This window comes from Nocardioides zeae, assembly GCF_030818655.1.
Taxonomy (GTDB): Bacteria; Actinomycetota; Actinomycetes; order Propionibacteriales; family Nocardioidaceae; genus Nocardioides; species Nocardioides zeae_A.
In genome coordinates this window covers 408,735-429,338 of sequence record NZ_JAUTAN010000001.1, presented here as the reverse complement: position 1 = coordinate 429,338, position 20,604 = coordinate 408,735, and the positions used below count along the sequence as shown (strand labels likewise).

General features: G+C 75.1%; 20 protein-coding genes. 4 read left to right on the top strand and 16 right to left on the bottom strand.

The window, feature by feature from the left end; genetic code table 11:
- Position 1: 1 nt before the first annotated feature.
- Complete coding sequence (gene ftsY, locus QE405_RS01975) at positions 2–1,204, bottom strand: signal recognition particle-docking protein FtsY (protein WP_307198545.1); 1,203 nt, start codon at positions 1,202–1,204, stop codon at positions 2–4.
- A gap of 385 nt (positions 1,205–1,589) precedes the next feature.
- Here ftsY and QE405_RS01970 point away from each other — a divergent pair, with 385 nt between their 5' ends.
- Entirely contained in the window at positions 1,590–2,384 is a 795-nt protein-coding gene (locus QE405_RS01970; RefSeq protein WP_307198544.1) for a TetR/AcrR family transcriptional regulator, read from the top strand.
- Between the two features lie 30 nt (positions 2,385–2,414).
- Here the strand turns inward: QE405_RS01970 and QE405_RS01965 are convergent, their stop codons facing one another.
- The 13 genes from QE405_RS01965 to QE405_RS01905 all read right to left on the bottom strand — a co-directional run bounded on the left by QE405_RS01965 (position 2,415) and on the right by QE405_RS01905 (position 16,139).
- Positions 2,415–2,597, bottom strand: a complete 183-nt coding sequence (locus tag QE405_RS01965) for a hypothetical protein (RefSeq protein WP_307198543.1) — start codon at positions 2,595–2,597, stop codon at positions 2,415–2,417.
- 112 nt (positions 2,598–2,709) lie between these two features.
- Positions 2,710–3,174 carry an acyl-CoA thioesterase gene (locus QE405_RS01960; protein ID WP_307198542.1) on the bottom strand — a complete coding sequence of 155 codons (465 nt, stop codon included), beginning with the start codon at positions 3,172–3,174 and terminating at the stop codon, positions 2,710–2,712.
- On the bottom strand, positions 3,171–6,725 hold the full coding sequence (gene smc, locus QE405_RS01955; protein WP_307198541.1) for a chromosome segregation protein SMC: 3,555 nt from the start codon (positions 6,723–6,725) through the stop codon (positions 3,171–3,173). The genes QE405_RS01960 and smc overlap by 4 nt, the downstream gene beginning before the upstream one ends.
- A gap of 84 nt (positions 6,726–6,809) precedes the next feature.
- Entirely contained in the window at positions 6,810–8,033 is a 1,224-nt protein-coding gene (locus QE405_RS01950) for an MFS transporter (protein WP_307198540.1), read from the bottom strand.
- A gap of 55 nt (positions 8,034–8,088) precedes the next feature.
- Positions 8,089–8,292 carry a hypothetical protein gene (locus QE405_RS01945; RefSeq protein ID WP_307198539.1) on the bottom strand — a complete coding sequence of 68 codons (204 nt, stop codon included), beginning with the start codon at positions 8,290–8,292 and terminating at the stop codon, positions 8,089–8,091.
- 63 nt (positions 8,293–8,355) lie between these two features.
- Complete coding sequence (gene mutM, locus QE405_RS01940; protein ID WP_307198538.1) at positions 8,356–9,240, bottom strand: bifunctional DNA-formamidopyrimidine glycosylase/DNA-(apurinic or apyrimidinic site) lyase; 885 nt, start codon at positions 9,238–9,240, stop codon at positions 8,356–8,358.
- Positions 9,224–10,018: a ribonuclease III gene (gene rnc, locus QE405_RS01935; protein ID WP_444939694.1), complete on the bottom strand. Its 795-nt coding sequence runs from the start codon at positions 10,016–10,018 to the stop codon at positions 9,224–9,226. The genes mutM and rnc overlap by 17 nt, the downstream gene beginning before the upstream one ends.
- The gene (gene rpmF / locus QE405_RS01930; protein WP_163773647.1) at positions 10,015–10,200 is read right to left on the bottom strand and encodes a 50S ribosomal protein L32; all 186 of its coding nucleotides are present in this window, start codon (positions 10,198–10,200) and stop codon (positions 10,015–10,017) included. The genes rnc and rpmF overlap by 4 nt, the downstream gene beginning before the upstream one ends.
- 108 nt (positions 10,201–10,308) lie before the next feature.
- Entirely contained in the window at positions 10,309–10,845 is a 537-nt protein-coding gene (locus QE405_RS01925) for a YceD family protein (RefSeq protein ID WP_307198537.1), read from the bottom strand.
- 140 nt (positions 10,846–10,985) lie between these two features.
- Entirely contained in the window at positions 10,986–11,477 is a 492-nt protein-coding gene (coaD, locus tag QE405_RS01920) for a pantetheine-phosphate adenylyltransferase (RefSeq protein ID WP_307198536.1), read from the bottom strand.
- The gene (rsmD, locus tag QE405_RS01915; protein WP_307198535.1) at positions 11,474–12,058 is read right to left on the bottom strand and encodes a 16S rRNA (guanine(966)-N(2))-methyltransferase RsmD; all 585 of its coding nucleotides are present in this window, start codon (positions 12,056–12,058) and stop codon (positions 11,474–11,476) included. The genes coaD and rsmD overlap by 4 nt, the downstream gene beginning before the upstream one ends.
- Positions 12,055–14,367 (bottom strand): ATP-dependent DNA helicase RecG, encoded by a 2,313-nt coding sequence (locus QE405_RS01910; protein ID WP_307198534.1) that lies wholly within the window; start codon positions 14,365–14,367, stop codon positions 12,055–12,057. Before QE405_RS01910 ends, rsmD begins: the two co-directional genes overlap by 4 nt.
- 14 nt (positions 14,368–14,381) lie before the next feature.
- Positions 14,382–16,139, bottom strand: a complete 1,758-nt coding sequence (locus tag QE405_RS01905) for a DAK2 domain-containing protein (protein ID WP_307198533.1) — start codon at positions 16,137–16,139, stop codon at positions 14,382–14,384.
- Positions 16,140–16,382: 243 nt separating this feature from the next.
- Between QE405_RS01905 and rpmB the strand changes: the two genes are divergently transcribed.
- Complete coding sequence (rpmB, locus tag QE405_RS01900) at positions 16,383–16,568, top strand: 50S ribosomal protein L28 (RefSeq protein ID WP_163773638.1); 186 nt, start codon at positions 16,383–16,385, stop codon at positions 16,566–16,568.
- 106 nt (positions 16,569–16,674) lie between these two features.
- Here rpmB and QE405_RS01895 read toward each other — a convergent pair whose 3' ends face one another.
- A complete protein-coding gene (locus QE405_RS01895) occupies positions 16,675–17,646 on the bottom strand; it encodes a thiamine-phosphate kinase (protein WP_307198532.1) in 972 nt (323 codons plus the stop codon).
- A 125-nt stretch (positions 17,647–17,771) separates the two neighbouring features.
- On the opposite strand from QE405_RS01895, the gene QE405_RS01890 reads away from it, so the two are divergent.
- A complete protein-coding gene (locus tag QE405_RS01890) occupies positions 17,772–18,287 on the top strand; it encodes a DUF3515 family protein (RefSeq protein ID WP_307198531.1) in 516 nt (171 codons plus the stop codon).
- Positions 18,288–18,306: 19 nt separating this feature from the next.
- Here QE405_RS01890 and QE405_RS01885 read toward each other — a convergent pair whose 3' ends face one another.
- The gene (locus QE405_RS01885; protein ID WP_307198530.1) at positions 18,307–19,425 is read right to left on the bottom strand and encodes a D-alanine--D-alanine ligase family protein; all 1,119 of its coding nucleotides are present in this window, start codon (positions 19,423–19,425) and stop codon (positions 18,307–18,309) included.
- A 33-nt stretch (positions 19,426–19,458) separates the two neighbouring features.
- Here QE405_RS01885 and QE405_RS01880 point away from each other — a divergent pair, with 33 nt between their 5' ends.
- Positions 19,459–20,592: a trans-sulfuration enzyme family protein gene (locus QE405_RS01880; protein ID WP_307198529.1), complete on the top strand. Its 1,134-nt coding sequence runs from the start codon at positions 19,459–19,461 to the stop codon at positions 20,590–20,592.
- Positions 20,593–20,604 lie beyond the last annotated feature (12 nt).

The following is a 20,604-nucleotide window of genomic DNA, read 5'->3' as shown; positions in this document are numbered from 1 at the left end:
GTCAGCCCAGCAGGGCGTCGACGAAGGCGCCGGCGTCGAACGGCGCCAGGTCGTCCGGGCCCTCGCCCAGGCCGACGAGCTTGACCGGCACGCCCAGCTCGCGCTGGACGGCCACGACGATGCCACCCTTCGCGGAGCCGTCGAGCTTGGTGAGCACGATGCCGGTCACGTCGACGACCTCGCTGAAGACGCGGGCCTGCACCATGCCGTTCTGGCCGGTGGTCGCGTCGAGCACGAGGAGCACCTCGGTGACCTCGGCCTGCTTCTCGATGACGCGCTTGACCTTGCCGAGCTCGTCCATCAGGCCGGCCTTGTTCTGCAGGCGGCCCGCGGTGTCGACGAGCACCGTGTCGACACCCTCGGCAATGCCCTGCTTGACCGCCTCGAAGCCGACGCTGGCAGGGTCGGAGCCCTCGGGCCCACGCACGACCGGGACGCCGACGCGCTCGCCCCACGTCGCCAGCTGCTCGACGGCGGCCGCGCGGAACGTGTCCGCGGCGCCGAGCACGACGCTGCGGTCCTGCGCCACGAGGATGCGGGAGATCTTGCCGACGGTGGTGGTCTTGCCGGCGCCGTTGACGCCGACGACCAGGACCACGCCGGGCTTGCCGTCCGAGCCGCTCACCTTCAGGGTGCGGTCCATCGTCGGGTCGACGAGGGTGACGAGCTCCTCGCGCAGCACGGCGCGGACGTCCGCGGTGCCGCCCTCGACCCGCAGCCGCGTGCGGAGGTTGTCGACGAGCTGCTGGGTCGGCGCCACGCCGATGTCGGCCGTGAGCAGCGTGTCCTCGATGTCCTCCCAGGCGTCCTCGTCGAGCCGGTCGCGGGACAGGATCGCGAGCAGTCCACGACCCAGGCCGCCCTGGGAGCGGGAGAGGCGCTGACGCAGCCGCACGAGGCGCGACTGGGTGCCCTCGGGGCGGTCGAGCTCCGGGGCCGGGGTCGGCGGCTCCTCGACGGTGACGGGACCCTCGGGGAGCTCCGTGAGCGTCCCGGTCCCCCCGGCGGGCGCGTCCTCGTCGCCGAGGTCGCCGGGACGGGGCTCGTCGACCGGCCGCTCCGGCGCCAGCACCCCGCCGGCGCGGTCCTCCGGGGCCTCTACGGGCGGCGCGCCGCGTCGACGACCGACCGTCGCAACGAGTCCGACGATGGCGACGACGGCCAGCACGCCGATGCCGATGACGAGGTAGAGCCACTCACCCATGGGCCCAATCCAACCATCCACGAGCGGTCCGACCGGCATTCGCGTCATCGGGGCCGGTGGTGGCGCGCCCCGACCGAGCAGGGTGGGCAGAGGTCGAATATGGCTTGGACAGATCCGGCACGTCGACCGCCCGTTCGTCGCGCATGCACGGCCCTCCCCACGCCCATCGCGCGCAGCGCGGCGTTGTCCGGAGCCCGTCTCACGCGCATCGGGCCCGCCTCGGGTGCGGCGCGCGTGCCGGATCTGTCCAAGCCGTTCGGGACCCCGGACGTCGACTGCTGGCGCCGGCCCGTTGGTCGTCCACACCTGCCCGCGGCCGATCGACCGTCCCCAGGGCGGGCCGGCGACGGCCGCCGGGGGAAGGCCTCGGGGCAGGCTCGACCCCGTGAGCCCCGTCGACCCTGCACTCCCGCCCATCCGCTTCAAGCGGCCCTACCGCAGCAGGCATCCCGGCCGAGCGCCAGGCCGCACGGTGAAGGGCGCGACCGCCTGGCTCTCTGCCGTCTACAGCGCTGCGGAACGGTGTGACCGGGACGGGTGGGAGCGCACGCGGCTCGCGGACGTCGCGGGCGACGTCGGGATCGCCCGGGGGTCGCTGTACCGCTACTTCCCCACGAAGGACGACCTCGGCCTCGCCGTCATCGAGCACGGCGCGGGGCGGTGGACCGCAGCCGCCCGTGCGGCGAGCGAGGCGACCCTCGTGGTGGCCGAGCCCGCGGTCCCATCCCAGGGGGTCCTCCACCGGCTGGTCCGGACGACTGCCCGGGCTGAGGCGCCGTCGTGTCTCGGGGCCACCCTCGGCAACGCTGCTCTCCAGACCCCGTCCGTCCGGGTCGTCACGGCCCTCGCGGCAGCACTGGGCGACGGTCCTCACGCAGACGCGGTGCACGAGCTGGTCGAGGTCAGCGACACCGCCGTCGCCGAGGCCGTCGAGCAGGCAGCGGACCTCGCCTTCCGCGCCGCGGTCGCACGAGAACGGAGGGTGGAGCGCGGCCGCACCCCCGCCGGAACGGGAGACGGGGACGACGAGGCGTGGGCATCGAAGTCCGCGGCCGGAGCACAGCTCGACTCCGCCACCCAGCTCGCCCTCGCCCGAGTGCTGCGCGCGGCAGCCGCCGAGGTCCGGGACCGTGCCGCCGTCGATGCCTTCGCGCGCCTGACGGCGGTCGCCGTCGGCTGAGTGGACGCGACGCGACGCGGACCAGGAGCGTCAGCGACGCAGGTGGACGTCCTCGTCCTCGCGGATCACCGGGAGGCTCGGGACGGACCCGCGCAGACGCTGCACCCAGCGGTTCTCGCTCTCCTGGGCCTCGGCCGAGGTGCTCGCCACGACGGCGACGACGGCGCCGGCCACGACGAGCACGAGGAAGAGGGACAGCCAGACGACGAGCACAGGGGCCTCCGAGAGGTGGGACGGGAAGGAACGCAGGGCTGAACCACACGTCTGCGATTCAGGGTGCCACCTCCACCCAAGGGACGACGAAACCGCGCCGCGGCCTCGACCGTCAGCGCTGCACCAGCGGCTCCACGGCGGACCTGATGGCGGCCGGGATCGGGGTGACGGGCCGGTCGCCGGGGCCGCGGGTGTTGTCGACGTAGACGTGGACGAAGCGGCCCTCGGCGGCCGCCTCCTCGTCCGGTCCGCCGTCGGGTCCCTGGAAGAGCCCGATGCGGTAGACCACCGACGACGAGCCCACCCGGTCGACGACGAGGCCCATGTCGATGGGCGCGGGGAAGCCGATCTCCCGGAAGTAGCGGCACGAGGTCTCGGCGACGATGCCGATCTGCGGCTGGGCGCGCACGTCCAGCCCGGTCGCCTCGTAGAGGTACGCGTTGACGGCCGTGTCGAACAGCTCGTAGTACGTCGCGTTGTTGAGGTGGCCGTAGGCGTCGTCGTCCCGCCACCGGGTGGTGGCGCGGCGCCAGACCACGAAGTCCGAGCGGCGGGGACGGGGTGGGCGGTCGCTCATGCAGGTTCCTCCTCGCGGGAGCCCTCCCGCAGTCGCTGGCTGATCACGGTGGAGACCCCGTCGCCGCGCATGGTGACGCCGTACAACGCGTCGCCGACCTCCATCGTGCGCTTCTGGTGGGTGATGACGAGGAGCTGGGAGCTCTCCCGGAGCTCTTCGTAGATCTCGAGCAGGCGCCCGAGGTTGGTGTCGTCGAGGGCCGCCTCCACCTCGTCGAGGATGTAGAACGGCGAGGGTCGCGCCTTGAAGAGCGCCACGAGGAAGGCGACGGCGACGAGCGAGCGCTCGCCGCCCGAGAGCAGCGACAGCCGCTTCACCTTCTTGCCGGGGGGCCGCGCCTCGACCTCGACACCGGTCGTCAGCATGTCGGAGGGATCCGTGAGGAGGAGCCGCCCCTCACCGCCGGGGAAGAGTCGGGCGAAGACGTGGTCGAAGGCCGCCTGCACGTCCAGCCAGGCCTCGGTGAAGACCTGCTCGACCCGCGCGTCGACCTCGCGGACGATGTCGAGCAGGTCCTTGCGCGTGCGGCGGAGGTCCTCGAGCTGCTCCGTGAGGAACTGGTGCCGCTCCTCCAGCGCGGCGAACTCCTCCAGGGCCAGCGGGTTCACCTTGCCGAGCTGGGCCAGCGCACGCTCCGCCGAGCGCAGGCGCTTGGCCTGCTCCTCGCGGTCGTACGGCGCGTGCCCGTCCTCGAGCGGCACGGGCACGTCGGGGCCGTACTCGGCCACCAGCACCTCGGGATCGGTGCCGAGCTCCTCGACGGCCCGCGTCTCGAGCTGCTCGATGCGCATGCGCTGCTGGGCGCGCGCCATCTCGTCGCGGTGAACGCTGTCGACCAGCTCGTCGTGCTGGCGCCCGAGGTCGCGCAGCGTCGCGCGGACCGCGAGGAGCTGCTCCTCCCGCGCACGGCGTGACTCCTCGACGCGGCTCCGCTGGACGGCGGCCTCCGCCACCGAGAGCTCGAGCCACGACAGCGCGACGTCGGCACCCGCCACCACGGCCTCGGCCGCTTCCGCCTGCCGCCGCAGCCGCGCCCGACGCTCCGCGGCGCGCGCCCGTGCCTCGCGCTCCTGCCGGGCCTGGCGGAGCAGCCCGTCGGCGCGCCCCTGGATGGCGCGCCCCCGCTCCTCCGCGGTGCGCAGCGCCAGCCGCGCCTCCATCTCCGCCTGCCGGGCGTCCCGTGCCGCCGCGGCGAGCTCCTCGCGCTCCGACGTGTCCGGCTCCTCCACGGGCGCCGACTCGGCCCGCGCGAGGCGCTCCTCCAGGTCGGCGAGCCCGGCGATGCCCTCCTCGCGGGCCTGCTCGGCCGCGGCGATCGCCGCCCCGAGCCGGTCCGCCTCACCGGTGGCGGCCCGGGCCGACGACCCGTGCTGGGCGAGCTCCTCGGCCACCGCGGCGAGAGCGGCGTCGGACTCGTGCAGGCGGGCCAGCGCGGCCTCGACGCGCTCGGCCACGTCCTGCCGCTGCGTCTCCGCCGTGCGCACCGTCAACGTCAGCCGCTCGACCTCGGCCGTCGCCGCGGCCAGCTGCTCGGCGGCCTCGTCGACGGCGGCCTGCACCTCGAGCAGGCTCGGCTGGGCCTGCGACCCGCCGCTGGCCCGGTCGGCGGCGAGCACGTCGCCGTCCTGCGTCACGACGACGAGGTCCGGGGCATCGTCGAGCAACGACCGCGCCGTACCGAGGTCCGGCACCACCGCGACCCGCTCCAGCAACCGCGTCACGCCCGCCCGCAGGCGGTCGGGCACCTCGACGACGTCGAGCGCGTACGTCGCGTGGCCCGGCAGCACCGGCCAGGTCCCGCGGTCCGCCACCCCGGTCGGCGCGGTTCCCTCCGCCCGCGCCACCACCAGCTGGGCCCGTCCGGCGTCGTCGGTCTTCAGCAGCTCGATCGCCGCGAGAGCCCCGTCGACGCCCTCGACGGCGACGGCGTCGGCGGCCGCACCGAGCGCGGCGGCCACGGCGGTCTCGAACCCGTGCCGTACCGCCAGGAGCTCGGCGGTGGAACCGAGCACGACCCCCAGCCGGTCGCCGGCGGCGAGCAGGGCGCCCGCGGCGTCCTTGCGGGTGAGGCCGAGCTCGAGGGCCTCCGTGCGGGCGGCGAGCGCGGAGCGGCGTCGCTCCGCCTCCTGCAGCGCCGCGCGGGCGCCCGCGATCTGCTCCTCCAGGGCGTCGAGCGCGTCGGCGGCCGCCTCGTGCTCGGCATCGAGGCCCTCCTCCCCCGCGTCGAGACCGGCGACGCGGGTCTCGAGCGCCGTGAAGTCTCGCTGGGCGCGCTCCGCGCGGGCGAGCGCGTCGGCGCGGGCACGGGTCAACCGGCCGACCTCGTCCTCGGCCGCGCGGGCCCGGGAGCGGACGGCGTTGACCTGGCCGTGGAGACGCGCGAGCCCCTCACGGCGGTCCGCCGCGGCCCGCTGCAGCGCACCGATGCGCCGCTCCTCCGCGGCCGCGGCCTCCTCGGCGTCGGCCCGGCGCTCGACGGCCCGGGCGAGCGCCGCGGCCTTCTCCTCGACCTCGGCGCCGATGCGCTCCTCGTTCGCCCGCACCCGCTCGGCCTCGGCCTCGAGCTGCTCCGGGTCGCGGCCGGCCGGGCTGGCGGGCTCGTCGTGCCGCGCGGTCCGCACCCGCTCGGCGGCGAGCGACCGTGTCCCCTGCAGGCGGTCGCGGAGACCGGACAGCGCGAACCAGGTCTCCTGCGCCGCGGCCAGGGCGGGGAGGTCCTCCCGCAGGGCGGCCTCCACGGCGCCCTCGGACTCCCGCGCCGCGGCGAGCTCGGCGGCGACCGCCGCGCGGCGCCGCAGGAGCAGCGACTCGTCGGACAGCTCCTGGGCGAGCGCGGCGCGGGCGGTCACGATGTCGTCGGCCAGCAGCCGGGCGCGGGCGTCGCGCACGTCCGCCTGCACCGTCTGGGCCCGCCGCGCGACCTCGGCCTGACGACCCAACGGCTTGAGCTGCCGCCGGATCTCGGTGATGAGGTCGGACAGCCGGTGGAGGTTGCCCTCGGTGGCGTCGAGCTTGCGGAGTGCCTTCTCCTTGCGCTTGCGGTGCTTGAGGACCCCGGCGGCCTCCTCGATGAAGCCGCGCCGGTCCTCCGGCGTGGCCCGCAGGATGGAGTCGAGCTGGCCCTGGCCGACGATGACGTGCATCTCGCGCCCGATGCCGGAGTCGCTGAGCAGCTCCTGCACGTCGAGGAGGCGGCAGGCGGTACCGTTGATCGCGTACTCCGAGCCGCCGTTGCGGAACATCGTGCGGCTGATCGTGACCTCGGCGTACTCGATCGGCAGCGCCCCGTCGGCGTTGTCGATCGTCAGCGCCACCTCGGCGCGCCCCAGGGGCGGGCGGCCGGACGTGCCCGCGAAGATGACGTCCTCCATCTTCCCGCCGCGGAGGCTCTTGGCCCCCTGCTCCCCCATCACCCAGGCGAGCGCGTCCACCACGTTGGACTTGCCGGAGCCGTTGGGGCCCACGATGCACGTGATCCCCGGCTCGAGCTGGAGGGTCGTCGCGGACGCGAAGGACTTGAACCCCTTGAGGGTCAGGCTCTTCAGGTACACCCGCGGATCTCCTCGCCGACGCCGGTCGCTCCCGGTAGGTCGGGCCAGGCTAGGCCATCGGGAACCCCGAGGAGGCGGACCGGCTCACTCGCCGGCGTGCGCGATCCGCGGGAGCTGCCGCCAGATGAGGGCCAGGATGAGCGCCGACCCGGCGCACCCGAACCACAGCGTGGCCCGGACCCCGCCGAGCTGGGCGAGCGCGCCGCCGAGCAGCGCCCCCGCGACCAGGCCCGCCTGCATGCCCAGCAGGTAGACGCTCGTGACCCGCCCCTGCACGGCGGCGGGCACGGCGCGCTGGCGGACCGTCGTCGACGTGGTGCCCCACACGGAGGCCTGCACCCCGAAGGCGACGAGCACCGCCATCGCGACCGCCGGCCACGTCGTCAGCGCCAGCACCCCGTGGGTCGCGGTCTCGACGAGCAGCCCGACGCGCATCATCGAGCCGAGGGCGAAGCGGCGCTCGAGCGCGCCGTAGGACAGTGCCCCGATCACCCCGCCGACCGCGGCACAGGCCGTGAGCAGGCCGAAGCCGAGCTCGCCGAGCCCGAGCCGGTCCCCGGCGTACACCACGAGCACCGCCCAGGTGGCGCCGAAGGTGACGTTGAAGCAGAGGATCGCGAGCGCCAGCGTGCGGACCGGTGCGTTGCCCGCCAGCCACCGCACCCCGTCGGCCACGTCGCGGGCGACCGAGCGGCGGCCGGGGTCGCGCTCGAGCGTCGGCAGCTCGAGGCGCGCGAGCTGCAGCACGACCAGCGCCAGGAGCACCGCCTGCGCCGCGACCGGCCAGACGGCCCCGGCCACGAAGAGCGCCGCCCCGATCGGCGGGCCCGCGAGCTGGTTGATCGTCATCGCGCCGACCATCACCCGGGCGTTGGCGATCCCGAGGTCGCGCTTGGCGACGAGCATCGGCATGAGGGTGGCGCCCGCCGTGTCGCTGAAGCACTCGGCGGCGCCGAGCAGCAGGAGGCTGACGAGCACCCACGTCACGCCCACCCGGTCGGTCACGAGGGCGACGACGAGCACGGTCACCACGACCAGCCGTGCGACGTTGGTGGCGAGCATGAGGAGCCGCCGGTCGACGCGGTCGGCGACCACGCCGGCGTACAGGCCGAGGACCACCCACGCCGCACGCGGCGCAGCCGCCCCGAGGGCGATGAGGAAGGGGTCGCTCGTGAGCGAGGCGAGGAGCAGCGGACCGGCCGCGATCATCACGCCGTCGGCGAGGTTGGCGGTCCAGAAGGTGAGGACGAGGCGGCGGAAGCCGGGCCCGAGACGGGCGGGCGCCAGCAGGTCCCAGAGACGGTGCACCGAGAGGAGGACGTGCTGCGGAGCCCCGGGTGACCGGGGCTCCGACGAGCGGCCGTCAGGCCGGCTGGAGGTCCTGCGACTCCTCGAGGTCGAGGAGCACGGCCGCCTGCGCGGCCGTCAGCCGGTCGTTCTCCGCCTGCAGGCGCAGGACGAGCTGCTCGAGGTCGTTCACCCGAGCGCGGAGGCGGGCGTTGTCCACCTCGAGGCGGGCCGGGACCCGCAGGTCGCTGTTCAGGTAGCCGATCAGCGCCTTGGCCATGAAGATCCTCCGGGAGCGTGACGCAGTGGGTGGGTGGGCCCGATCGGGCCGTCGTCTAATGTCTCACCCGGCCACGCGACGGTCAATCTGACGCGTCGTCCTGCGCGGGACCGGTTGGCACGACGGGCAGAAGTAGGACGAGCGGTTCATGAACGCGACCCGGCGGATCGGGGTGCCGCAGCGCGGGCAGGCCCGTCCCTCCTGGCCGTAGGCGGACAGCGAGCGGTCGAAGTAGCCCGACTCCCCGTTGACGTTCACGTAGAGCGCGTCGAACGACGTGCCGCCCTGCGCCAGCGCGTCGCTCATCACCGCGCGGGCGTGGTCGAGGAGCTCCTGCACCTGGACGGCCCGCAGCCGCTCCCCCGGGCGCTCGCCGTGGATCCGTGCCCGCCAGAGCGCCTCGTCGGCGTAGATGTTGCCGACCCCCGAGACGACGGTCTGGTCGAGCAGGATGCGCTTCACCGCGGACACCCGACGCCGTACGGCGCGCACGAACGCCTGGTCGTCGAACGCGGGGTCCAGCGGGTCGCGCGCGATGTGGGCCATCTCCGGCGGCAGCTCGGCGCCGCCGACGCTGACCGCCACGCCGCCGAACATGCGCTGGTCCACGAAGCGCAGCTCCCGCCCCTCGGCGGCACCCTCCAGGTGGAAGCGCACGCGGAGGTGGCGCTCGTCGGCCGCGTCGGTCGGCTGCACCAGCATCTGGCCGCTCATGCCGAGGTGGGCGGTGAGGGCGTCGCCGTTGTCGAGCGGCAGCCACAGGTACTTGCCGCGACGACGTGCGCCGGTGATCCGGCGGTCGAGGAGAGCGGCGGCGAAGCCGGCGGGGCCCCCGGGGTCGCGGCGTACCGGGCGGGGGTGGAGCACGTCGACGGCCGTGATGCGGGCGCCCACCACGTGGCGCTCGAGCCCGGCCCGGACGACCTCGACCTCAGGGAGCTCCGGCACCGTCGGTGCTCTCGACGGCGGGCGTCGCGGTGGTGTCGGCAGCGGTCTCGGCAGCGGTCTCGACGGACAGCTCGCCGTAGGCCGTCTGGGCGGCCTGCTGCTCCGCCTCCTTCTTGGAGCGCCCGACGCCGTGGCCGTAGACGCCCTCGCCGACGCGCACGCGCGCCGTGAAGGTCTTGAGGTGGTCGGGGCCCTCGTCGGTGATGAGGTACTCCGGGACGCCGAGGGAGCGCTCGGCGGCGATCTCCTGCAGGGAGGTCTTCCAGTCGAGGCCGGCGCCCAGGGCGGCCGCGGCCTCCATGAGCGGGTCGAACAGCAGGTGCACGACGTCGGAGGCGACGGTGATGCCGCCCGAGAGGTGCACGGCGCCGATGACGGCCTCGAGGCAGTCGGAGAGGATGGAGGCCTTGTCGCGGCCCCCGGTGGCCTCCTCGCCCCGGCCGAGCTTGATGTTCTCGCCCAGCCCGATGCCGCGGGCCACGCCAGCGAGGGCGCGCGCGTTCACCACGGCGGCGCGCAGCTTCGCCAGACGCCCCTCCGACAGGTCGGGGTGCGTCCGGTAGAGCGTCTCGGTGACGACGATGCCGAGCACCGAGTCCCCGAGGAACTCGAGGCGCTCGTTGTGGGGCAGCCCGCCGTTCTCGTACGCGTAGGAGCGGTGCGTCAACGCACGCTCGAGCAGCTCGGGGGCCAGCTCGGGGCCCCCGAGCGCTGCTCGGAGCTCGGCGTAGTCAGACAGGGCGAGCGGGGGGTTCGGCGAGTCGCCGGAGGCGCTCAGAGGACCTGGCGACGGCTCGCCTTGGCGCCGTACTGGCCGCAGCTCGCGCACGCACGGTGCGGGAGGTGCTGGGCACCGCAGGCGGGGTTGACACAGGTCACCAGCGACGGCGCGGACGCCTTCCACTGCGAGCGACGGTGGCGCGTGTTGCTGCGCGACATCTTCCGCTTCGGGACAGCCACTTCATTCTCCTCGTTCGTCCGCCGGCCTGGTGCCGACCGATCCTCACCCCGCCGGGTCCGGCGGGTCCCCCTGCGGGGACGTTCTCGGGTCTTGCTCGAGGCCTCGCCTCAGGTCGTGCTCTCGTCGCGGTCCTCGACCAGCCCGACGAGACCGGCCCACCGGGGGTCGATCGGGTCGCCGTGCGTGTGCCCCGGGTCGTCCGCCAGCCGCGCGCCGCACTCGACGCACAGCCCCGGGCAGTCCTCGGAGCACACGGGCTGGAACGGCAGCGCAAGCACCACCGCGTCCCGCAGCAACGGCTCGAGGTCGACCAGGTCGTCCTCGAGCCGACGGACACCGAGCTCGTCGTCGGCCTCGGGATCGGCAGCCGCCCCGTCGTCGTACACGAACAGCTCCTGGAAGGACACCGACAGCTCGTCGGAGATCTCCTCCAGGCACCGCACGCACTCGCCGACGAGACCGGCGCGCGCCGTTCCCGTGACCAGGACGCCCTCCATGACCGCCTCCAGCCGGAGGTCGAGGTCGACCTCCGAGCCTTCGGGGACACTGAGGACCTCGATGCCCAGCTCTGCCGGCGCCGGCACCGAGCGCTCCACCTCGTGCTGGGACCCCGGGCGGCGGCTCAGCTCGCGTGTGTCGAGCACGAGCGGCGCTCTCGGGTCCAGGCGGTTCAGTGGTCTACCTTCGGTGCACGGACAGGACAGAACCGGGAAAGCGTACCGATCACGCTCTGCTGCGCCAAACCGGTCCCCGTCGGGCCCGACCTGCCGCGACCCGGCGCGGCTCAGCCCTCGGCGCGGCGCTCGGCGATCCGCGTGAGCAGCCGCGCGTGCACGGCGGGGGTGAGGAAGGGCTCGACGTCGCCGCCGAGGCCGGCGACCTCCTTGACCAGGCTCGACGAGACGTGGGTGAACGCCGGCCGCGAGGCCACGAACACCGTCTCCAGCCCGCTGAGGTGGTCGTTCATCTGGGCCATGGGCAGCTCGTACTCGTAGTCGCCCGCGCTCCGCAGCCCCTTGACGACCGCGACCGCGCCGACGGCGGTGCAGAAGTCCGTGAGCAGGCCGCTGAAGCCCTCGACGCGCACGCCGGGGAGGTCGGCCGTCGCCTCGGCGGCCATCTCGAGCCGCTCCGCGTCGCTGAAGAGACGCCGCTTGCTGGCGTTGACGCCGACGGCCAGCACGACCTCGTCGAAGAGCCGTGCCGCCCGGGCCACGATGTCGAGGTGGCCCCGCGTGAGCGGGTCGAACGAGCCCGGGCACACCGCACGCGTCATGGCGCGGGACGGTACCAGCCGCACCAGAGGGTGGTCTCGCCGTACTTCCGCCCCACCTCCAGCTCGATCCCCGGCGGCCACACGGGCTCCGGGCTGCGCGTCGACCGCTCGACCACGACGACCGCCTCCGCGGCGAGCCAGCCGTGCTCGACGAGCGCCGCCAGGTCCGCCTCCACCGCGGCGTCGGCGAGCGGGTAGGGCGGGTCGCTGAACACGACGTCGTACGGCGCGGCCGGCGCCCGCCCGAGCGTCGTGCCGACCGAGGCGGCCACCACCTCGACCTCGGCGTCGGGCCCGCCGAGCCGGGCCCCTACGGTGCGGGCGTTGGCCGTCACGAGGGCGGCCGTGCGCCGGTCGTGCTCCACGAGCGTGACCACGGCACCCCGGGACCAGGCCTCGAGACCGACGGCGCCCGACCCGGCGTAGAGGTCGAGGAACCGCAGGCCCTCGAGCGTGCCGACCCAGGACTCGATGCGGGAGAACAGCGCCTCGCGCACCCGGTCGGAGGTCGGCCGGGTCGCGTCGCCCCGGGGGGTGGCCAGGCGGCGTCCGCCCGCGCGGCCGGCGACGATGCGCGTCACGACTTCTCCAGGTAGGACGCCGTCGACGAGGCCTCGAGCTCGGCGACCGCGGCGCGCACGCGCGGCAGCCCGGTGAGGTCGGGGTCGGTGGCGAGCAGGTCCTCGGCCGCGCCCCGGGCCGCCACGATGGTCTTCTCGTCGCGGAGCACCCGCAGCGTCTGGAGGCTCGAGCGGTAGCCCGACTGCGAGGCGCCCAGCACGTCGCCCTCCCGGCGCTGCTCGAGGTCGACGCGGGACAGCTCGAAGCCGTCCGTGGTGGAGGCGACGGCGTCGAGGCGCTCGCGCGCCGGCGTTCCCGACTGCGCCCGCGTCACCAGGAGGCAGAGCCCCGGGAGGCCGCCGCGGCCCACGCGGCCACGCAGCTGGTGGAGCTGCGAGACGCCGAAGCGGTCGGCGTCGAGCAGCACCATCGTCGTGGCGTTCGCGACGTCGACACCGACCTCGATGACGGTGGTGGAGACCAGCACGTCGATCTCGCCCGCCGCGAACCCACGCATCACCGCGTCCTTCTCGTCGGGGTGGAGTCGACCGTGGAGCGCCGCGACCCGGAGGCCGTGCAGCGGTCCGCCCGGCCCGGACAGCTGCTCGAGCGTGGTCTCGACGGCGGCGGGGGCCGGGGTGGCCCCTCCCCCGCTGCCGTCGCCCGCGCCGCCCGTGGCGATGGGCAGCACCTCGCCGTCCTCGTCGAGGTCGACGGCGTCGCTCTCGCCCTGCTCGCTGGTGCCCTCGCTGATGCGCGGGCACACGACGTACGCCTGGTGGCCCTTCTCCACCTCCTCGCGGACCCGCGCCCAGACCCGGTCGATCCACCGGGGGGCGTCCGCGAGCGGGACGACCGTGGTCTGGATCGGGGCACGGCCGGCGGGCAGCTCGCTGAGCACGGAGGTCTCGAGGTCGCCGAACACCGTCATCGCGACCGTGCGCGGGATGGGGGTCGCCGTCATGACGAGCACGTGGGGCGGGGTCGCCGCCTTGGCGGTGAGGGCGGCGCGCTGCTCGACGCCGAAGCGGTGCTGCTCGTCCACCACGACGAGGCCGAGGTCGGCGAAGACCACGTTGTCCTCGAGCAGGGCGTGGGTGCCGACGACGATCCCCGCCTCCCCCGACGCGATGCGCAGCAGGGCCGCGCGCCGCTGGGCCGTCGACATCGAGCCGGTGAGCAGCGCGACGCCCGTCGCCTCGTCGGCGCCGCCGAGCATCCCCGGCTGCGCGAGCGGGCCGAGGAGCCGGGTCAACGAGCGGTCGTGCTGCTGGGCGAGCACCTCGGTGGGGGCCAGCAGCACGGCCTGACCGCCGGAGTCGACGACGCGCAGCATCGCCCGGAGCGCGACGAGGGTCTTGCCGGAGCCCACCTCGCCCTGCAGGAGCCGGTTCATGGGGTGGTCGGCGGCCAGGTCGGCCTCGAGCTGCGCCCCCACCTCGCGCTGGCCCGCGGTCAGCTCGAAGGGGAGCGTCGCGTCGAAGGCGGCGAGCAGGCCGCCCTCCCGGCCGTCGGGGTGGACGCCGGTGCGCGGCGCGGCCACGACACCGCGGAGCGCGGCACGCCGGCGGGCGAGCACGAGCTGGGTCACCAGCGCCTCGTCGAAGCGGAAGCGCTGCATGCCCCGGGTGACGTCGCCCCACGAGTCGGCCTGGTGCACCCGCTCGAAGGCCTCCCGGAGACCGACCAGCTGCTGCGCCTCGCGCAGGGAGGGAGGCAGCGGGTCCTCCGGCTCCTCGAGCACGCTGAGCGCGAACCCGATCGCGGCCTGCAGGTCCCACGACTCGACGCCGGCCGTCGCGCGGTAGATCGGGAACAGGTTGCGCAGGGCCGCCACGGCCGCCCGGCCCGCCTCGTCGCGGTCGGTCGCCGCCGCCGTGTCGGGCAGCTCCAGCGGCACCATCGTGGGGTTGGTCAGCTGCCAGCGCCCCCCGAAGCTGTCGACCTTGCCGAGGAACACCCCGACCGTGCCCACCTGGTGGCGCCGCTCGTGGTGGGTCGCCATGCCCTTGTGGGGCGCGAAGTAGGTCAGCCGCAGCGACGGACCGTCGGTCGCGACGACGACCTCCAGCCGGTACGCCGTACGGCGGGTCCGGCGGTCCGTGTAGGACCGCAGGCGCGACTCGCTCACCCGGCCCACGACGCTGACCTGCTGCCCCACCTTGAGGGCGGGGTCGAGCGTCGTCAGCTCGCCCACCGGCAGGTAGGTGCGCGGGAAGTGGCGCAGCAGGTCGCCGACCGTGCGGAGCCCCAGCTGCTCCCGCACCTTCGTGACCTTCTTGGCCGCCCCGCCGAGGACGGCCTCGATCGGGGAGTCGAGCGTGATCATGAGGCCTGCCTACCTCACTCCACCGACAGCAGGACGGCGTAGCGCGGCTGCCCGCCGTCGTAGGTCACCACGTCGACGCCGGGGTGGACGTGCTCGACGTGGGCGGCGAGCCGGGCGGCCAGGTCGCCGGAGCCCTCGCCGCCGACGATGGTCACGAGCTCGCCGCCGACCGCGAGGAGCCGGGTGAGGACCTCGACGGCGACGCCCAGCCGGTCCTGCCCGACGACGGCGAAGTCGCCCATGACGACGCCGAGCACGTCGCCGGGCTCGCACGGCCCCGCCGACGTGATCGCCCGCTTCGAGGCCTCCGTGACCGCGCCGTGCCGGCAGTGCCGGGCCGCGGCGGTCATCTCGAGCACGTCGGGCCCGAAGGAGCGTCCCGGCTCGTGCACCGCCAGGGCGGCGAGGCCCTGCACCTGCGCCCGGCTCGGCACGACGGCGACCTCGACGTCGCCGTCCTCCTCCGCCGTGCGGGCCGCGATCTCGGCGGTGCGCAGCGAGTCCTGGTCGTTGGGGAGGATGACGACCTCGGCGGCACCCGTCCGGCGCACCGCCTCGAGGAGCATGCCCGCCGACGGCCGGTCCCCCGGACCGCCCGGCACGGCGAGGGCGCCCGCGTCCTCGAACAGCGCCGCCAGGCCCGGTCCCGCGGAGACCGCGACGACCGCGCGGCCGGTGCGCCGCGTCGTACCCACGCCGTGGCTGCCCGGGCGCCCGTGGCCGTGGCCGCCGCCGTGACCGTGCACGCTGTCGTCGAAGTGGGTGATGCGGACCTGGTGGGGGCGTCCCGCGGCGATGCCGGCCTCGACGGCCGCGCCCGCGTCGTCCACGTGCACGTGGATGCTCCACAGGTCGTCGTTGCCGACGACGACGAGCGAGTCGCCGATCTCGGCGAGCCGGGTGCGCAGCTCGACGACGGCCTCGGGGGAGGTGGGCTCGAGGAGGTACATGACCTCGTACGCCGGCGTGGCCGCCCCGCCCGCGGCGTCGGCGTCGTCCGCCTCGGGCGGCGGGAGGGGGATCTGGTGGTGGCCCAGGCGCACGGGACCCGAGAGCCGACGGCGGCCCGTGAGCGCGGTCTCGGCGGCGTCGAGGATGACGCTCAGACCACGGCCGCCCGCGTCGACGACCCCCGCGGCCGCGAGGGCGGGGAGCTGCTGGGGCGTGAGGAGGAGGGCGTCGCGCGCTGCCGCGGCGGCCGCGACGTAGACGTCGCGCGAGCGGGCGCCCGGCGCCGCGGCGGCCTCGGTCGCCGCCTCGCTGGCGGCGCGCGCGACGGTGAGGATCGTGCCCTCGACGGGCTCCCCCACCGCGGCGTAGCTGGCCGCCGTCGCGTCGGCGAGCGAGCCCGCGACGAGCGTCGCGGCGCGGACGTCGGGGGTGGCCTGCTCGAGGTGGGCCGCGATGGCGCCGAGCATCTGGGCCAGGATCACGCCCGAGTTGCCCCGCGCCCCCATGAGCGCCCCGCGGGCGAGCGCGCGCAGGGCGAGCACCAGGTGCTCGGGACGCACGGCCCCCGGAACGGGCGGGCCCGCGTGGGCGTCGCCGGCGATGCGCCCGAGCCCGGCCTCGCGGAGCACCTGCCGCAACGACTCCCGCGCGGTCGACATCGTCAGGAACATGTTGGTCCCCGTGTCACCGTCGGGCACGGGGAAGACGTTGAGCGCGTCGATCTCCTCGCGCGCGTCCCCCAGCGCGTCGGTCGCGATGTCGACGAACCGGGCCACGACCTCGAGCCGCACGGGCTGACCGGGCTGCCCGTCATCGGTCATGGGTCCTCCGGGGCTGGGCTGGGCGGGGCGCGGCGGTGCGCCGTGGCGTGATCGAGCCGAGGTTAGTCGGACAGCCTCCGTCGTGGGACGATGCGGGGGCCGCGGCACCCCGTCGCGGCGACGATTGGCCCCTGCTCCCGGGCATCCGCTACTCTTCTGCGGTTGCCTTCTCCGAGTGCCGCACCCGCGGGTCCGCTCAGGGCGACGATCGAACCGTCTCGACATCGACTTCAGGAGTTCACGGTGGCTGCCGTCTGTGACATCTGCGACAAGAAGCCGGGCTTCGGCAACAATCGGCCGTGGTCGCGGAAGATCACGAAGCGTCGCTTCAACCCCAACATCCAGCGCGTCCGCGCGAAGGTCGGTGGCACCCCCACCCGCCTCAACGTCTGCACCGGTTGCCTCAAGGCCGGCAAGGTCACGCGCTGACCTGACGCCTCGCGTCCTCACCGGAGGGCCCGCCAGCACTGCTGGCGGGCCCTCCGGCATTTCCGGGCATCCTCGGGCACTGCCGGGGCACGGCGCTCGGGCCGCGTCAGAAGTGGCGCCAGCCCGTCGGGCCCTCGTGGGGGGCGCCGTCGACGGTGACCCAGGGCTCGTCGTCGGCGACGCGCTCGTGCACGCGCCCGATCACGGTCCAGCCCTCCGGCAGGTCAGCGTCGGCGGGGAACGCCGCCAGCAGCCCGTGGTCGTCGCCGCCGCTCAGCACGAACTGCTGCGGGTCCGCCCCCAGCGCCGCGCCGACGGCGTGGAGCGGCTCGTCGACGGCCAGGTCCGCGGTGGCGACGTCGATCCGCACCCCCGAGGCGACCGCGACGTGCGTGGCGTCCGCCAGCAGGCCGTCGGACACGTCGATGAGCGCGTGGGCACCGGCGTCGGCGGCGACGGCTCCCGCGTCGTACGGGGGCTCGGGGCGACGGTAGGCGTCGACCAGCACCCGCGGCGAGCGGAAGCCCCGCCCCAGCACGGCGAGCCCGGCGGCCGCCCAACCCTGCCGCCCGCAGAGGGCGAGCACGTCCCCGGGGAGCGCGCCCGAGCGCAGCACGGGGGCCTTCGCGACACCGCCGATGACGGTGACGGCCGCGACGATCTCGGTGGCTCGCGTGACGTCGCCGCCGACGACCACCGCGCCGACGCGCGCGGCCTCGGCGGCGAACCCGGTCGCGAAGTCCTCGACCCAGCCCAGCGTCAGGTCGTCGGGCAGGGCGAGCCCGAGGGTCAGCGAGTGGGCCCGCCCGCCCATGGCGTTGATGTCGGAGAGGTTCTGGGCCGCGGCCCGGTGGCCCACGTCCTCCGCCGAGCACCAGTCGCGGCGGAAGTGGCGGTTCTCCACCACGAGGTCGGTCGACACGACCGCGTGGCCGCGGCGGATCCGGAGCACGGCGGCGTCGTCGCCCGGCCCCACCAGCACGTCCTCGCGCTCGGCGCGGAAGCGCTCCAGGAGGGCGGCGACGACGGCGAACTCGCCCGCCTCGGTCAGCGGGGTCTCACGGGGAAGCGACGCCATGGGTCCATCCCACCAGACGGACCCACCGTTCCGGCGCACGCCCTGCGCAGCCCTCCCGGCCGGGTGCGTGGGATGCTCGGCGGCGCCCGACCCGCCCGCTCGCCCGCTGCCCCCAGGAGGTCCGCGTGCCCCCCTCCCCGCGCCGTACGCCGCGTGCCGCCGCCGGTCTGGCCCTCGCCCTCGCCGGGGCGACGGCCGGCCTCACCGCCTGCTCGGCGGACCCCGTGCGGGTCGAGGGGGCTCCTGCGCTGGCCGAGCTGTCCGACGCCGACCGCGCCGCCTGCGAGGCCGTGCTGGACGCCCTGCCCGACGAGGTCGACGGGCAGGAGGTGCGGGAGGTCGAGCAGGACGGTCTCGCCGCGCGGGCGTGGGGCGAGCCCGCCGTCGTCGTCGTGTGCGGCGTCGACATGCCCGCCTCGTTCACCGAGATCTCGGACTGCGAGGAGGTGGGCGGCGTGGGCTGGTACGCCGAGCCCGCGACCTACCGCGACCAGACCACCGACGCCGTGCTCACGACCATCGGGCAGGTCCCGGTCGTCGAGCTGCGCATCCCCGCCGAGCGCCGGCCGCCGGTGGAGGAGATGGTGGACGTCGCGCCGGCCGTGCTGGCCGGCACGGAGACCGTGTCGCCCTGCGTCTGAGTCAGGGTGGTCCGAGGCGTCAGCGCAGGCCGACGTCGCGACCGAGCGCGAGCGTGACCAGCCGGTCCACGAGCGTCGGGTAGTCGACCCCGCTCGCCGCCCACATGCGCGGGAACATCGAGAGGCTCGTGAAGCCCGGCATCGTCTCGACCTCGTTGAGCACGACCCGGCCGTCGGGGAAGACGAAGAAGTCCACGCGGGCCAGGCCCTCGCAGTCGAGCGCGTCGAAGGCGGCCACCGAGAGCTCCCGCACCCGCGCCTCGACGTCGGCCGGCACCTGGGCGGGCACGTCGAGGGCGGTGTTCTCCTCGGGCAGGTACTTCGCCTCGAAGTCGTAGAACGCGTGCTCTGAGGTCACCCGGATCTCGGCCAGCGCACTCGTGCGGTGGTCGTCCGCCCCCTCCCCCGCGAGCACGCCGCACTCGATCTCGCGCGCGCCCATCGCGGCGGCCTCGACGACCACCTTGGGGTCGTGCTGCCGGGCCTCCGCCAGCGCGGCGTCGAGGTCCGCGAGGTCGTCGACGCGGGTGATGCCGAAGCTGGAGCCCGCCCGCGCGGGCTTGACGAAGACGGGGAGCCCGAGGTCGGCGATCCGGCGCCGTACGCCCGCCTCGTCGCGCGCCCAGTCGCGCGGGGTCACCGTCACGTAGGGCAGCACGGGGAGACCGGCGGCCTCGAAGAGGCGCTTCATGTGGATCTTGTCGGTGCCGACCGCGGAGGAGAGCACGCCGGCGCCGACGTAGCGCACGCCCGCCATCTCCAGCAGGCCCTGCAGGGTGCCGTCCTGGCCGAACGGGCCGTGCATGACGGGGAAGACGACGTCGACGTCGCCGAGCACGCGGGGCACGTCCGCGGCGTCGTGGACGACGAGCTCCGCGGTCGCGCCGGGCACGAGCTGCACCGCGGTCTCGCTCTGCACCGACGGCAGGGCGCCACCCGGTCCGAGCTCCAGGCGGTTGGTGGCCGGGTCCTCGAGCACCCAGCTGCCGTCGCGGGCGATGCCGATGGGCACCACGTCGTACTTCTCCGGGTCGAGCGCGGCGATCACGCTGCCGGCGGAGATGCACGAGATCGAGTGCTCCGCCGACCGTCCGCCGAAGACGACGGCGACCCGGGGACGTGGGGAGGGCGCGCTCATGGAGGCTGACCCTACCGGCCTAGGCTCCTCCCCATGCCCGACGACTCCCTGTCCGTCCCCCGGTCCGCGGACGCCGCGCCCGCCCTCGAGCCCGCCGTCGAGCCCGGAGAGCGCCTCCGCCCGGCCACCCGTGCCGTGCACGTGGGCCGTCCGCCGGTCGTCCCCGACGCGCCGCTGAACACGCCGATCACCATGGCGGCGACGTACGTCGGGGGTGGCGACGTCGAGTACGGGCGCTACGGCAACCCGACCTGGCTGGCCTTCGAGGAGGCGCTCGGCAGCCTCGAGGGCGGGCGGGCGCTCGCCTTCTCCTCCGGCCTCGCCGCCGTCGCCACCGTGCTCGACCTCGTCGCCGGGGGCGAGACGGTCGTCGCGCCGCAGCACGCCTACCAGGGCACCCTGGGCCAGCTCGGCGACGCGGGCCTCCGCGGTCGTGCCCAGGGCAAGCTCGTCGACATCGCCGACACCGCCGCCGTCGCGGCCGCGTGCGAGGACGCCGCCCTCCTGTGGGTCGAGTCGCCCACCAACCCCGCCCTCGAGGTGGCCGACATCGCCGCCGTCGCGGAGGCCGCCCACGCCGCCGGCGCCCAGGTGGTCGTCGACAACACCTTCGCGACGCCGCTCCTGCAGCGGCCGCTCGACCTCGGCGCGGACATCGTGCTGCACTCGGCGACGAAGTACCTCGCCGGCCACTCCGACGCCCTCCTCGGCGCGCTCGTCGTGCGCGAAGACGCCCTCTTCGACGTGCTCAAGGGTCGCCGCGACCTGCTCGGCGCGATCCCCGGCACCCTCGAGGCGTGGCTCGCGCTCCGCGGCCTGCGCACGCTCCACCTGCGCGTCGAGCGCGCCCAGGCGAACGCCGTCGAGCTCGTGCGCCGGTTGGAGGCCCACCCGGCGGTCTCGCGGGTGCGCTACCCGGGCTTCGGGGCGATCGTGGCCGTCGAGCTGCACGCCGGCCCGGACGCCGCCGACCTGCTGTGCCGCGCCACGGACCTCTGGGTGTTCGCGACCAGCCTCGGCGGCGTCGAGTCGACGCTCGAGCGCCGGCGCCGGTGGAAGACCGAGTCGCCCACGATCCCGGAGTCGCTGGTGCGGCTCTCCGTGGGGGTGGAGGACGTCGAGGACCTCTGGGCCGACCTGGCGCAGGCGCTCGACCGGCTGGGCTGAGCGCGCGCCGTA

Excerpts from the sequence above, each read along its gene's own strand:
- ftsY (WP_307198545.1), bottom strand. The coding sequence starts at position 1,204 with ATGGGTGAGTGGCTCTACCTCGTCATCGGCATCGGCGTGCTGGCCGTC.
- QE405_RS01960 (WP_307198542.1), bottom strand. The coding sequence starts at position 3,174 with ATGAGCGACCGCCCACCCCGTCCCCGCCGCTCGGACTTCGTGGTCTGG.
- QE405_RS01945 (WP_307198539.1), bottom strand. The coding sequence starts at position 8,292 with ATGGCCAAGGCGCTGATCGGCTACCTGAACAGCGACCTGCGGGTCCCG.
- coaD (WP_307198536.1), bottom strand. The coding sequence starts at position 11,477 with ATGACGCGTGCGGTGTGCCCGGGCTCGTTCGACCCGCTCACGCGGGGC.
- QE405_RS01910 (WP_307198534.1), bottom strand. The coding sequence starts at position 14,367 with ATGATCACGCTCGACTCCCCGATCGAGGCCGTCCTCGGCGGGGCGGCC.
- QE405_RS01905 (WP_307198533.1), bottom strand. The coding sequence starts at position 16,139 with ATGACCGATGACGGGCAGCCCGGTCAGCCCGTGCGGCTCGAGGTCGTG.
- QE405_RS01895 (WP_307198532.1), bottom strand. The coding sequence starts at position 17,646 with ATGGCGTCGCTTCCCCGTGAGACCCCGCTGACCGAGGCGGGCGAGTTC.
- QE405_RS01885 (WP_307198530.1), bottom strand. The coding sequence starts at position 19,425 with ATGAGCGCGCCCTCCCCACGTCCCCGGGTCGCCGTCGTCTTCGGCGGA.
- QE405_RS01880 (WP_307198529.1), top strand. The coding sequence starts at position 19,459 with ATGCCCGACGACTCCCTGTCCGTCCCCCGGTCCGCGGACGCCGCGCCC.